General features: G+C 72.9%; 7 protein-coding genes. 5 read left to right on the plus strand and 2 right to left on the minus strand.

Annotated features, from left to right (window positions below; all coding sequences use genetic code 11):
• Together HLK59_RS42765 and HLK59_RS42770 are read right to left on the minus strand one after the other, a co-directional pair.
• Positions 1–1,171: serine/threonine-protein kinase (locus HLK59_RS42765; protein ID WP_171147066.1), on the minus strand; the 1,171-nt coding region annotated here is incomplete at its 3' end.
• Positions 1,172–1,319: 148 nt separating this feature from the next.
• Positions 1,320–3,017 carry a serine/threonine-protein kinase gene (locus HLK59_RS42770; RefSeq protein WP_171147071.1) on the minus strand — a complete coding sequence of 566 codons (1,698 nt, stop codon included), beginning with the start codon at positions 3,015–3,017 and terminating at the stop codon, positions 1,320–1,322.
• A 329-nt stretch (positions 3,018–3,346) separates the two neighbouring features.
• Here HLK59_RS42770 and HLK59_RS42775 point away from each other — a divergent pair, with 329 nt between their 5' ends.
• From HLK59_RS42775 to HLK59_RS42795, 5 genes are all read left to right on the plus strand, one after another.
• Positions 3,347–7,162, plus strand: a complete 3,816-nt coding sequence (locus HLK59_RS42775; RefSeq protein WP_171147072.1) for an FHA domain-containing protein — start codon at positions 3,347–3,349, stop codon at positions 7,160–7,162.
• Positions 7,163–7,325: 163 nt separating this feature from the next.
• Positions 7,326–8,705 carry an ABC transporter substrate-binding protein gene (locus HLK59_RS42780; protein ID WP_171147067.1) on the plus strand — a complete coding sequence of 460 codons (1,380 nt, stop codon included), beginning with the start codon at positions 7,326–7,328 and terminating at the stop codon, positions 8,703–8,705.
• 4 nt (positions 8,706–8,709) lie between these two features.
• Positions 8,710–10,062: a sugar ABC transporter permease gene (locus HLK59_RS42785; RefSeq protein WP_171147068.1), complete on the plus strand. Its 1,353-nt coding sequence runs from the start codon at positions 8,710–8,712 to the stop codon at positions 10,060–10,062.
• On the plus strand, positions 10,059–10,940 hold the full coding sequence (locus HLK59_RS42790; RefSeq protein ID WP_171147069.1) for a carbohydrate ABC transporter permease: 882 nt from the start codon (positions 10,059–10,061) through the stop codon (positions 10,938–10,940). Before HLK59_RS42785 ends, HLK59_RS42790 begins: the two co-directional genes overlap by 4 nt.
• Positions 10,941–11,086: 146 nt before the next feature.
• Positions 11,087–13,348, plus strand: a complete 2,262-nt coding sequence (locus HLK59_RS42795) for a bifunctional glycosyltransferase family 2 protein/CDP-glycerol:glycerophosphate glycerophosphotransferase (RefSeq protein WP_171147070.1) — start codon at positions 11,087–11,089, stop codon at positions 13,346–13,348.
• The last annotated feature ends 56 nt before the right edge of the window (positions 13,349–13,404 follow it).

The raw sequence follows: 13,404 nt of genomic DNA on the forward strand, positions 1-13,404 counted from the left end.
CCCACGTACCCACCCCGGCCGCCGCCACGAGCACCACCGCGGCAACGCTCACCACGACCCGGCGCCGCCGCGTGGCCGCCCGGTTCCGCGCGGAGCCGGGCCGCGGCGCCCCAGCCGCCCGAGGCACCCGCGCCGTCCCCCGCGCACCCCCCGCCAGCTCGTCCGGCGCCGGCACCCTCATCGACGTATGCGTGTCCCGGTTGGAGTCGGCCGGCTTCGCCCCCGGCACCAACGGCACCGCCCCCCGCCGCACCGGCGCCGAGGACGCGGGCTGCTCCGACGGCACCTCGTACGGCTCCTCCTCGTCGTCCTCCGCGTCCGGCTCGTCCACGTCCAGCGGCGGCATCCCGACCAGCAGCGGCAGCAGCTCCCGCAGCCGCGCCCCCAGCTCGGAGGCCCGCAGCCGGGAGGCCGGCGCCTTGGCGAGACACTGCACGAGCAGCTGCCACAACTCGTCGGGGATGCCGGGGAGCGGCGCCACGGTCTCGGTCACATGGCGGCGCAGCACCGCACCCGGATGCCCGCCGCCGAAGGGCGTGAAGCCCGCCAGCAGCTCGTACAGCACCGTCGCCAGCGCGTAGATGTCCACGGCCGCGCGCGGCGGCAGCCCCTCCACGATCTCCGGCGCCAGATAGTCCGGCGTACCGATGATCTTCGTGGCGCGGGTACGGCGCGGGGTGTCGATGAGCTTCGCGACCCCGAAGTCCGTCAGCAGCGCGCGGTGCGAGCCACCGGGGCCCAGGGGGCCCTGCATGTCGAGGAGTACGTTCTCCGGCTTGACGTCCCGGTGCACGACGCCCGCCGCGTGGGCCGCCGCCAGCCCGTCCGCGATGTCCGCGACGATCGCCACCGCGGCCTCGGGCGCCAGCCGCTTGTCCCGGTCGAGCCGGGTGCGCAGGTCGGTGCCGCGGACGAGGTCCATGACGAGCGCGAGGTCGTTGCCGTCCACCACCAGGTCGCGGACCGAGACGACGTTCGGGTGCTCGAGACCGAGCAGTGCCGTGCGCTCCTGCACGAACCGCCCGACGAGCTCCTGGTCGGACGCGAGGTCCTCGCGCAGCAGCTTGACGGCGACGGGCCCCTCGGGCCCCTCACCCAGCCACACCGTGCCGGCACTGCCCCGCCCCAGGATCTGGTTGGCGGTGTACCGGCTGCCGATCTTCCGTGCCAAGGCTGCTCCTACAGACGCGTGTTGTCGCTAAAAGTACGCGTCCGATGAGCCAACCTTCACCGCGGAGGCGGAAATCACCCGCCAGGAGTCGACAAATCTCCAGAGTCGCGACCGTCACAGCCGTCAGGGCTGTCACGACCGTCACGGCCTACTGGCCGCCGGATCCGCCTCCGCCCAGATCCCCGATCCACCCGGAGACCGTGCTGATCATGTCGCCGATCTGGTCCCAGTAGCTCTTGCCCGTGCCGATCCAGTCCTGGAGCGGGCTCAGCTCCCAGATCAGCCAGCCCGCGACGAAGAGGATGACGACCGTGAACAGGCACCCCTTGAGGCAGCCGAGACCCGGGATCCGCATCGGGTTGGAGCTGCGCTGCCGCGGCTGCCGGGGCTCGCGCTGAGGCTGCTGGGGCTGCGGCTGCTGGGGCGGCGCGTACCGCTGTGGCTGCGGCTGGGGCTGCGGCGGTGGCGCGTACCGCTGGGGCTGCTGTTGCTGCTGCGGATGACCGCCGTAGCCCTGCTGGGGCTGCTGCGGCTGTCCGTACCGCTGCTGCGGCTGCTGGCGCTGCGGCGGCTGCTGGCGCTGCGGCGGCTGCTGCGGGCGCTGGACCTGCCGCTGGGGGCGGCGGCGCAGCGGGTCCTGATTGGGGTCGACGTACTGGACCTGCGTCTGCTCGTTGCGGTCGCGGGCCGCGCGCAGCTGGTTCTGCCAGGGGTGCGGGTCCTCGGGCCCGCCCTGGCCCTGCTGCCCCGGCTGCCCGGGCGGCACCGGCGGCAGCACGGCCGTCGGGTCGGCCGCGCCGCGGTTGGGCAGTACGGCGGTGGGGTCGGCGGCGCCCACGTGCGGCAGGACGTTGGTCGCGGCGTTCGGGTCGTACGCGCCCGCGCCGTGCGGCAGCACCTGGGTGGGGTCGGCCGAGCCCGGTACGGCCGCGGGGGCCGGGTCGGGCGCGAGGAGGGCCGCGACGTTCTCGGCGGCGGCGATCTGCGCGGAGTTCGCGTGCACGCCCACGCCCTCGGCGACGACCCGCAGACCGCGCGCGAGGTTCTCGGCGCTGGGCCGGTCGTCGGGGTTCTTGCGCAGGCAGCGCTCGATGATCGTCCAGAGCGGGTCGGGGACCGTGGACGGACGCCGGGGCTCGGAGCTCAGGTGCTGGTGGAGCACCTCCAGGGCGGAGCCGCCGGAGAATGGCGGACGGCCGGTGACCAGCTCGTAGAGCAGGATGCCGGCGCCGTAGATGTCGACGGCGGAGGTCTGCGGGCGGCCCTCGGCGGACTCGGGGGCCACGTACGCGGGCGTGCCGACGAACTCGTGGGTGCGGGTCAGGCCCGGGGAGTCGGCGAGGCGCGCGATGCCGAAGTCGGTGAGCAGCGGGTGCATCTGGCCGCCGTGCTGCTTGAGCAGGACGTTGGCGGGCTTCAGGTCGCGGTGGACGACGCCGTCGGCATGGCTGGCGGCGAGCGCGTCGGCGATCTGCGCGGTGAGCAGGGCGGCGCCGACGGGGCTGAAGGGGCCGTTCTCCCGGAGGTAGCGGTGCAGGTCGGGGCCCTCGACGAGGTCCATGACCAGGGCGAGCAGATCGCCCTCGACGACCAGGTCGCGCACCCGCACGATGTTCGGGTGGGTGAGCCGGAGCAGGACGGAGCGCTCCCGCAGGAACCGCATCACGATGTCCGGGTCGCTCGCGAGCTCCTCCTTGAGGACCTTGATCGCGACCGTCTCGCCGGCCTGCCCCTGCACGGCGGCCTCGGCGCCCGCGGCCTCCCGCTGCCGGGCGCGCCAGACGGTGCCCGTGGCGCCGCGTCCGAGCGGCTCCTCGAGGAAGTACTTGCTGCCTACCGGCCGCACGTCATGCGCTCCCTGCTGCTTGCCTGTGTTCCGGTCCACTGTAGTGCCGTCTCCCTGAGCACTACGTAGGCGTTGCAAAGCCTGTTCGCAGGAAAGACGCCCGACTCGGTCTCGCGGTTGCCGAAGCCGGACGTGACCGATCTCAAGTGATCGTCGGCGATGCACTGGTCAGGCACTTTTAGGGGCAGAGCTGACCAATCAAGATCACTTATCCTCGGGAGCGGGGCGCGTTGTCAGTGGCAGGTGCGAGGATGCCTTCAGTACTGGCCGATGTGCTCGTGTGGGGTGGGGGACAGTCCGCGCCCGGGCAGAAGGGACCGCTGACGGCGATGCAGATCCGGCTGACCGTCGTAGACCCGCTGGGCCCGCCTGTCGAGGCCCATGTCCGCGCCGCCGGCTGCGACGTGCTGGTCACAGCACCCGCCGGTACGGCCCTCGCGTCGATCTCGTCCGCGCTGGCCTCGGCGGTCTCCGGCGACGGAGCGCTCGCCTCCGGCACCGGACAGCCCGTGCTGTACGCCGGTGCCGAGCGGCTCGACGCCCAGCGCTGCACCCTCGGCGAGCCCCCGCTGACCGACGGCGCCGTGCTCTCCCTCGGCGCCCCCACCGACCCCGAGCCGCACCCCGAGGTGGCCGACGCACCCACCCGCCTCGACGTGGTCGCCGGGCCGGACGCGGGCGGGGTCCACCTCCTGCACGGCGGCCGTATCGAGATCGGCCGCTCCGCCGACGCCGACGTCCCGCTCGACGACCCGGACGTCTCCCGGCTGCACTGCGCGGTGACGGTCGCCTCCGACGGCCGCGTCTCGGTCGCCGACCTCGACTCCACCAACGGCACGGCCCTCGACGGCATCCGCGTGGGCACCCGCCCGGTCCGCTTCGCGCCGGGCGCGCTGCTGCGCGTCGGCGAGTCGGCGCTCCGGCTGGCCCCGCCCGGCGGCCCGGGCGCGCGGCTGCGCACGACGCCGGACGGCGAGGGGCACGTGCGCGTGGCGCCTCCGACGGAGACCGGCACCGGTTCGGGGGCGCCTTCCGGACCGACGCGGTACGCGTACGGCACCGCGGACCTGAGCGCCGCACCGGGGCAGGCGGACGAGGAACAGCCCGTCGTGCCCGGCCAGGGACAGGCGCCGCGGATCGAGAGCAGGGGGGCGCGGGCGTACGAGGCGAAGGGTCCCGTGTCCCGCCGTCGGGTCTCCGGGGTCGCGGGGCGCTCCGGGGCCGCGGGCGGTGGGGAGACCCACGGCGGACGGCTCGGTGCGGGCGGCTCCGAGGCGGGTTTCGGCAATCCGGCGACCGCGTCCGGCACGGCCTCCGACGACAGGGCCGCCGCGAGCGGTCATCCCGGCCCGGGCGGCACTCCGGCCTCCGGCGGACTGCCGCGCGGTGGCCCCGCACACCCTCGTGGTACCGCCGCATCCGGCGGAAGCTTCGGCTCCGGAGACACCCGCGCACCCGGCGGGACGTCCGGTTCCCACAGTGGGCCGCCCGACTCCACACAGGCCTCCCCGGCCACCGGCTCCGCCTCCGACGCCGAGCACACCCGCGCCACCGACCCCCCGGCCGGCAGCCGCCGCAAGGGCACCCCCCTGCGCGGCACCGACGTACCGCAGGGCGTACGCAAACGCGGAGGACTCGGCGCCTGGGCCCGGAAGCTGACCGGCGGACGCGGTGAGCAGAGCGCGGAGGCCGGGAGCGAGGCGTACGACGAGGAGGTGGCCGACACCCCGCCCGTCCCCTCGGCCGTCACCCCGCAGCAGCCGGAGACCTGGCCGGACCCGGCGGCACTGCTGCTGACCGCGCTGGGCCCCGGACCCCGCCTCTGGGAGCGTGGGCCGGACCACCCGGAGGCGCTGACAGTGCGGCTGGGCACGGCGGACCGGGCGGCACCCGACGGTTCGGGACTGCTGCCCGCGGTGCCGGTCACCGCCGATCTGCGGGAGGGGGGGGCGCTGGGGCTGGCCGGCCCGCGCGCGCGGCTGGCCGGGCTGGCCCGCGCGGTGGTGGCCCAGCTCGCCGCCCTGCACTCCCCGGACGCCCTGGAGATAGTCCTGATCAGCGCCGACCGCTCCCGCCCCCTGGCCGAGCGCACCGCCGAGTGGTCCTGGTTGGGCTGGCTCCCGCATCTGCGCCCGGCCCACGGCCAGGACTGCCGCCTCCTCGTCGCCTACGACCGCGAACAGGCGACGGCACGCACCGACGAACTCCTGCGACGGCTGGACGAGACACCGCAGACATCGCAGACACCACAGGCATCGCAGACGGCAGGATCGGGAGGCCGACCGGGGCGGCCGACTCAGGGTCCTGGCGGCACGGGGATCGCGGACCGGGACCGGGACCGGGAGCGGACCGCACCCCGCGCCGGCACCGGGAGCGACGGCCGAGGCACCATCCCGGCCGAGACCCGCGGCGCGACGCGCGGTGCGACCCGGCGACCTTCCTGGGCGCGGGACGACGACGGCACCGACAAGGCACCCGGCTTCGAAGGGCCCTACACCGTCCTCCTCGTGGACAGCGACCCCGGCGGCGCCGATGTGCGCGAGGCCGTGGCGCGGCTGGCGCTGGAAGGCCCGCGGGCCGGGATACATGTGGTGTGTCTCGCCGAGACGGCACCGGCCTCGCCCGCGTCGCCGGTGACGGAGACGTACGAGACGGCGTGCGCGGCGTCCCCGGCGTTCCGGGAGTGCGGCGCGGTCGCGCTGCTCAGCGGGGACGTGGCGACGGCGTTGCGGCTGCTGCGGGTGGCGCAGGGCGGGGCTCCCGGCTCCGACGCCACCGTCGTGCTCGACTCCGGCAACACACTCGCCCCCGGCCGGACTTCCGGCCCCGTCGACGAGACGCCCGCCGGTCACCCCGTCTCCCAGGCCCACACCACCGGCCCTGTGGGCCACGGCACCGTCGCCGCCGTCGACGCCGTCTCCCCCGCCTGGGCGGAGCGGTTCGCGCGGGCGCTGGCGCCGTTGCGCACGGACGGCGCGGGCGGTGAGCGGCAGCCGCGGGTGTCGGCGCCGTTGCCGCAGATGGCGCGGTTGCTGGACGAGTTGGGGCTGGCGCGGGCCACCCCGGCGTCGCTGATGACACGTTGGGCGGACGCGGCGGACGACACGGAGGCGCTCGGCGGACGGGCCTGGGCCGTGCTCGGCGCCGGGCCGCGCGGTCCGGTCTGCGCGGACCTCGTGGCCGACGGCCCGCATCTGCTCATCGAGGGCCCGGCGGGCAGCGGCCGTACCGAACTGCTGCGGGCGGTCGTCGCCTCGCTGGCCGCGGCCGAGCGCCCGGACCGGCTGAGCATCGTCCTGATGGACGGCCGGGACAGCGTGGGCACGGGCGGCGGCGGCCATGGCGAGGGACTGCGGGTCTGTACGGACGTACCGCATGTCACGACCCATCTCACCGCCAACGACCCCGTGCGGATGCGGGAGTTCGCCCAGTCCCTGAGCGCCGAGCTGAAGCGGCGGGCCGAGCTGCTGGGCCGCTCCGACTTCGCCGAGTGGCACACCGGACGGGAGCTGTCGGGCCGTATGGTCGCCCAGCGGGGATCGTCCGGCGGGGCCGGTGACCTCGACGCCCCGCCCAGCTCGACCATCCGGCTGCGCCCCGCCGCGGCCCGTCAACAGACCGAGTCGGCACCGCCGTTGCCCCGCCTCGTGGTGGTCGTCGACGACCTGGACGCCCTGGTCTCCCCGGCGCTCGGCTCGCCGGGACGGCCCTCGGCGGGCTCGGTGATGCGTGCGCTGGAGGCCGTGGCGAGGGAGGGCGACCGGCTCGGCGTCCACCTGGTGGCCGCGGCGACCTCCGGCGGTCGTACGGCGGAATCGGACGCGGCCAGGAGGGCGGCCCTGCGGGTCACCCTGGACGCCCCGGCACCCGGCCCGGATGAACCGGCGCCGGGACGCGGCCACTTGAGCTTCGCGGACGGAAGGGTCACCCCCCTCCAGGGCGGGCGGGTCACCGGACGTATCCCCCGGACCGCGACCCTGCGCCCGACGGTGGTCCCCCTGGACTGGCACCGCATGGGCGACCCGCCGACCCGCCGCCCGGTCCGGGAGCTGGGCAACGGGCCGACGGACCTGGCCCTGCTGGCGAGCGCGCTGGAGCGGGCGGCCCGGGAGGTGGCGGCCACGGAGGTCCCGTCGCTTCTCTAGTTCCGGCCGGCGCACTCTGTCCAACGCCTGTGTCCCGTTACGACGCGACAACGATCCCCCGCTTGACACCGCACGCGGTCTTGCCGACCCCAGGCCCCCGGCGTAGACCAGAGCCCACGGGACAGCGCTCGACGTTCGACGACGAACGAAGAACGGGGCAGTGATGCGCAGCACGAGCAGCACATACCGGACACGACGAAGGGTCACCGCGACAGCCGCCGCCCTCCTCGCGGGAGCCCTAACGCTCACCGCGTGCGGCGGCGACGACGACAACGGCAGCGACAACGCGACGGGCGGCACGGAGACCGGCGGCACCTCCGTCACGCTCCCCAAGCTCGACGGCCAGACGCTGGAGGTCGCCGCGGTCTGGACCGGAGCCGAACAGGAGAACTTCACCAAGGTCCTGAACGAGTTCACCAAACGCACCGGCGCCAAGGTCAAGTTCGTACCGACCGGCAACAACACCTCCACCTTCCTCGCCGCCAAGATCGAGGGCGGGCAGCCCCCGGACGTGGCGTTCCTGCCGCAGGTCGGCGTGTTGCACCAGTTCGCGGAGAAGAAGTGGCTCAAGCCTCTCGGCGCGGAAGCCAAGGCGCAGTCGGACAAGAACTTCTCCCAGGGATGGCGTGACCTCGGGGCGGTCGACGGCCAGCAGTACGGCGTCTACGCGAAGGCCGCCAACAAGTCCCTGATCTGGTACAACACCGCGGCCTTCGAGGCGGCCGGGATCACGGAAACGCCCAAGACGTGGAAGGAGTTCCTCTCCACCGCGCAGACGCTGTCCGACGCCGGCTCCCCCGCCGTCTCCGTCGGCGGCGCGGACGGCTGGACGCTCACCGACTGGTTCGAGAACGTCTATCTGTCGCAGGCGGGGCCGGAGAAGTACGACCAGCTCGCCAAGCACGAGATCAAGTGGACGGACCCCTCCGTCAAGGACGCCCTCTCCACGCTCGCCGAGCTGTGGGGCAAGGACGAACTGCTCGCGGGCGGCCGCAAGGGCGCGCTGGACACGGAGTTCCCGAAGTCGGTCACCCAGGCCTTCACCGGTGACACCCCGGCCGCGATGGTCTTCGAGGGCGACTTCGTCACCGCGAACATCAACGCCGACACCAAGGCGAAGGTGGGCACGGACGCCAAGGTCTTCCCGTTCCCGGCGGTGGGCGCCGACTCCCCGGTGGTCAGCGGCGGCGACGTGGCCGTGGCGCTGAAGGACAGCGAGGGCGCGCAGGCGCTGCTCACCTTCCTCGCCTCGACGGACGCGGCCGAGGTGTGGGCGGCGCAGGGCGGCATCCTCTCCCCGAACAAGGAGATGGACCAGAGCACGTACAAGGACGAGGTGACCCGGCAGATCGCCAAGGCGCTCATCGACGCGGGCGACGACTTCCGGTTCGACATGTCCGACCAGGCACCGGCGGCCTTCGGCGGCACACAGGGCGCCGGCGAGTGGAAGGACCTCCAGGACTTCCTCAGCAACCCGAGCGATGTCGCGGGCGCCCAGCAGAAGCTGGAGGCCGACGCCGCGAAGGCGTACGGGGCCGGCTGACGCCATGGCCTCCGTGGCGAACTCGACGGGGGGCGCCGGCGAACCGCCGACGCCCTCCGTGTCTGAGCACAAGAGCGTGACGAGGACCCGGTTGTGGGTGGCGGTGCTGTTCCTGCTGCCCGCGCTGGTCCTGCTCGGCGCGCTCGTGGTCTACCCGATCGGCTGGTCGGTCTGGCGCAGTCTCTACGACGCCGACGGCTCCGGCTTCGTCGGCCTGGACAACTACGGCGACATCTTCAGCAACGACGCGACACTGACCGCGGTCAAGAACACCGCGATCTGGGTCGCGGTCGCCCCGGCCCTGGTCACGGCGCTCGGTCTGATCTTCGCGGTGCTGACCGAACGGGTGCGCTGGGGAACGGCGTTCAAGCTGATCGTCTTCATGCCGATGGCGATCTCCATGCTGGCCGCGGGCATCATCTTCCGGCTGGTGTACTCGGCGGACCCTGACCAGGGCGTCGCCAACGCGGTGGTGACGACCGTGCACGACACGTTCGTGGACTCCTCGGTCTATCCGAAGGCCCGGCCGAACGCGGCGGTGAGCGATCTGAAGGCCTCGGGCGGCGGCGCGTTCACCTCGACCGGCACGGTGCGGGCGGGCACGCCGGCGCTGCTCCCGCTCGTCGGTATCGCGCCCAACAAGCTCCCCGGCAGCCCCGAGGACGCCAAGGAGGCCACGGGTGACGGCGTCACCGGCACCGTCTGGCTCGACTTCAAACTGGGCGGTGGTGGCACGAAGGGCCAGATCGACCCCGGTGAGAAGGCGCTGAAGGGGGTGAAGGTCGAGGCCGTGAAGGACGGCGAGGTGGTCGCCTCCACGAAGAGCGGCGCCGACGGCACCTTCAATCTGCCCGGCGAGGCCGACGGGGCCCAACTACGGCTGCCCGGCTCGAACTTCTCGGCGCCCTACAACGGCATCGACTGGCTCGGCCCGACGCTGATCACCCCCGCGATCATCGGCGCGTACGTGTGGATGTGGGCGGGCTTCGCGATGATCCTGATCGCGGCCGGCCTCGCGGGGGTGGACCGCAACCTCCTGGAGGCGGCCCGTGTCGACGGCGCCAACGAGTGGCAGGTGTTCAGAAAGGTCACGGTGCCCATGCTGGCGCCGGTCCTGGTCGTCGTCCTCGTCACGCTGATGATCAACGTGATGAAGATCTTCGACCTGGTCTACATCATCGCCCCGCAGCCCAGTCAGGACGACGCCAACGTGCTGGCGCTCCAGCTGTTCCAGTCGTCGTTCGGCGGCGGTGCCAGCTACGGCATCGGCAGCGCGATCGGCGTCATCCTGCTGCTGCTCGTGGTGCCGGTGATGTGGGTCAACCTCCGACGGCTGCGGAAGGAGCGTGAGCGGTGACCACTCTCGACACGACGGTGCGCGCCAAGCGCTCGCTCGCCGCCCGGGTGGCGAGCGGGGCGGCCGGCGGGGTGATGCGGGTCTTCCTGATCGTCATCGCGCTGGTGTGGCTGGTGCCGACCTTCGGACTGCTGGTCTCCTCGTTCCGCGACCCGACCGACATCGCCACCTCGGGCTGGTGGAAGGTGTTCACCGCGCCGGGGCAGCTGACCGCGAACAGCTACGAGACGATCCTGAAGAACGACGCGATCACCAGCTCCCTGTTCAACACCATCTGGATCACCGTCCCCTCGACCCTGCTGGTCGTGATCATCGGGGCGATGGCGGGATACGCCTTCGCCTGGATGGACTTCAAGGGCCGTGACTGGTGGTTCATGGTCGTGGTGGGGCTGCTCGTGGTGCCGGTGCAGATCGCGCTGATCCCGCTGACGTTCCTCTTCCGTGACGTCGGGATCTTCGGTGACGTCATCGCCGCCGTCCTGTTCCACGTCGCCTTCGGACTGCCGTTCGCGATCTTCCTGCTGCGCAACTTCTTCGCGGAGATCCCGCGTGAGCTCCTGGAGGCGGCGCGCCTCGACGGGGCGGGCGAGGCGCGGCTGTTCGCGACGGTGGTCATGCCGCTGGCGGCACCCGCGCTGGCCTCGCTGGGCATCTTCCAGTTCCTGTGGGTGTGGAACGACATGCTGGTGGCGCTGGTCTTCACCAACGCCGACTCGCAGCCGCTGACGGTCGCCCTGCAACAGCAGGTACGGCAGTTCGGCAGCAACATCGAGATCCTGGCGACCGGTGCCTTCATCTCGATGGTGATCCCGCTGGCCGTGTTCTTCGCGTTCCAGCGGCAGTTCGTGACCGGGGTGATGGCGGGAGCGGTCAAGTAGCCCGTACGACAGCCCGATCGAAGGGGCGGACCAGAGTCCGCCCCTTCGCATCCACCAAGAATCCCCCGTATGCCGCACAGCACGTAACCAAGTCGCATCACCGGCAGTTCCCGGGCCGAACGCCCGCGCCGACTCTTGGATGTGCCTTGCCCAGGTTCAGTGTCATCGTCCCCGCATACAAGGTTCAGGCGTACCTGCACGAATGCCTGGACTCGGTGCTCTCCCAGTCGTACGCGGATCTGGAGCTGATCGCCGTCGACGACTGTTCGCCGGACGTCTGCGGGGCGATCGTCGACGAGTTCGCGGCGCGGGACCCGCGGGTGCGGCCGGTGCACCTGACCGAGAACCGGGGTCCCGGCGGTGCGCGCAACGCCGGTCTGGCGGCGGCGACCGGTGACTACCTGGTGTTCCTGGACGGCGACGACACCCTCACCCCGGACGCGCTGCGGGCGATCGCCGACCGGCTGAAGGAGACGGGCGACCCGGACGTCCTGGTCCACGACCACGCGCTGACCGACTGGACGGGCGAGGCGGTCCGCAACGGCTTCGCCGCGCAGCTCACCGAGCAGGGCCCGGCGCCCTTCCGGCTGGAGGACCGCCCGGGACTGCTGCGCCTGATGACGGTGGCCTGGAACAAGACGTACCGCCGGGAGTTCGTGGAGCAGGCGGGCTTCTCCTTCCCGCCGGGCCACTACGAGGACACGCCCTGGACGTATCCGGCCCTGATGACCGCCCAGACCATCGCGACCCTGGACCGGGTGTGCGTCCACCACCGCCACCGCCGCCACGCCAGCGCCCTCGGCACGGCGAGCCGCGGCCACTTCGATGTCTTCGACCAGTACGACAGGGTCTTCGCCTACGTCGATCAGCGCCCCGAACTCGCGCAGTGGCGCCCGGTGTTGTTCCGCCGCATGGTCGACCAGCTGTCGGCGGTCTTCACCGAGCGGCACCGGCTGCCGCGCCGCATCCGCGCCGAGTTCCTGCTCAAGGCCCGCGCCCACTACCGCCGTTACCGCACCCCGGGCCACCCCGTCCTCCTGCGCGCCCGCCTCCACGACACCTTGGTCCGCCTCGGTCTGCATCGCACCTACCGCGCCCTGGAGCTGGCCAGGAGGCTGGGCCACCGGAGCGCCCGCCGCGCCGCCCGCCTCACGAAGGCCCTGCGTACCGCGGCCCTGCGACTTCACTACCGCGTCCAGCTCCGCCTCCCCGTGCGCGCGGACCACGCCGTGTTCGCCGCCTACGGGAACCGCGGCCACAGCTGCAACCCCGGCGCCCTGGAGCAGGCGTTCCGCACCCACGCGCCGCACATCCGCACCGCGTGGATCGCCGGTGCCGAGCACCACCACACGATCCCCACCGCCGCCCGCCGGCTGCGCCCGGGCTCGGCCGCGTACTGGACGGCGCTCGCCCGCTCCAAGTACCTGGTCAGCAACGTCGACTTCGACCGCCGTCTGGTCAAGCGCCCCGGCCAGGTCTTCGTCCAGACCCAGCACGGCACCCCCCTCAAGCACATGGGCCTGGACCTCCAGGAACGCCCGGCGGCCGCCCGCGGCTTGGACTTCGCCGACCTCCTCGACGACGTCGACAAGTGGGACTACCTGCTGTCCGCCAACCGCCACACCACCCTGACCTGGGAGCGCGTCTACCCGGGCACGTACACGACACTCGAGTACGGCCATCCCCGCAACGACGTGTTCCAGCAGGCGACTTCGCAGGATGTCCGCCGACTGCGCGAGTCGCTCGGCATCCCGGAGGGCACGGTCGCGATCCTCTACGCCCCGACCCACCGCGACTACCGCCGCACCCAGCGCCTCGCCCTCGACCTGGACCGCGTCCTGCGGTGTCTGGGCCCCCGTTTCGTCGTCCTGGCCCGCGCCCACCACCGGCACGGCGGTCCTCTCGCGACGAGCACCGGCCGGATCATCGACGTCACCGACCACCCGAGCGTCGAGTCCCTGTGCCTCGCCTCGGACGCCCTGGTGACGGACTACTCGTCCCTGATGTTCGACTACGCCAACCTGGACCGGCCGATCGTGATCCACGCGGATGACTGGGAAGCGTACGAGGCGGCCCGCGGCACCTACTTCGACCTGCGCGCCTTCCCGCCGGGCGCGGTCGCGCGCAGCGAGGACGAGCTGACCGACATCTTCGCCTCCGGCCACTGGCGGGGCTCCCGCTCCACCCAGCTGCGCTCGGCGTTCCGCGAGCGCTTCTGCCCCTACGACGACGGACGCGCCGCCGAGCGGGTCGTACGCCATGTGGTGCTGGGCCAGACCGAACCCGCGCCGTTCCTGCCGCTCGCCGAACGCTTCCCGGTGCCCTCCGCGGCGGCGGCGCCGGAACTGTCACCGCAGCCGACCGTGCCGCGCCCCACGGTCGCGTCCGCCCTCACGGAAACCGTCTGAACGCCGTCCTCACCCAGGGAAGTGGTGATGCGCGTCAGCCCGGCACGGCCCACGCC

This window comes from Streptomyces sp. S3(2020), from assembly GCF_013044505.1.
GTDB lineage: Bacteria > Actinomycetota > Actinomycetes > Streptomycetales > Streptomycetaceae > Streptomyces.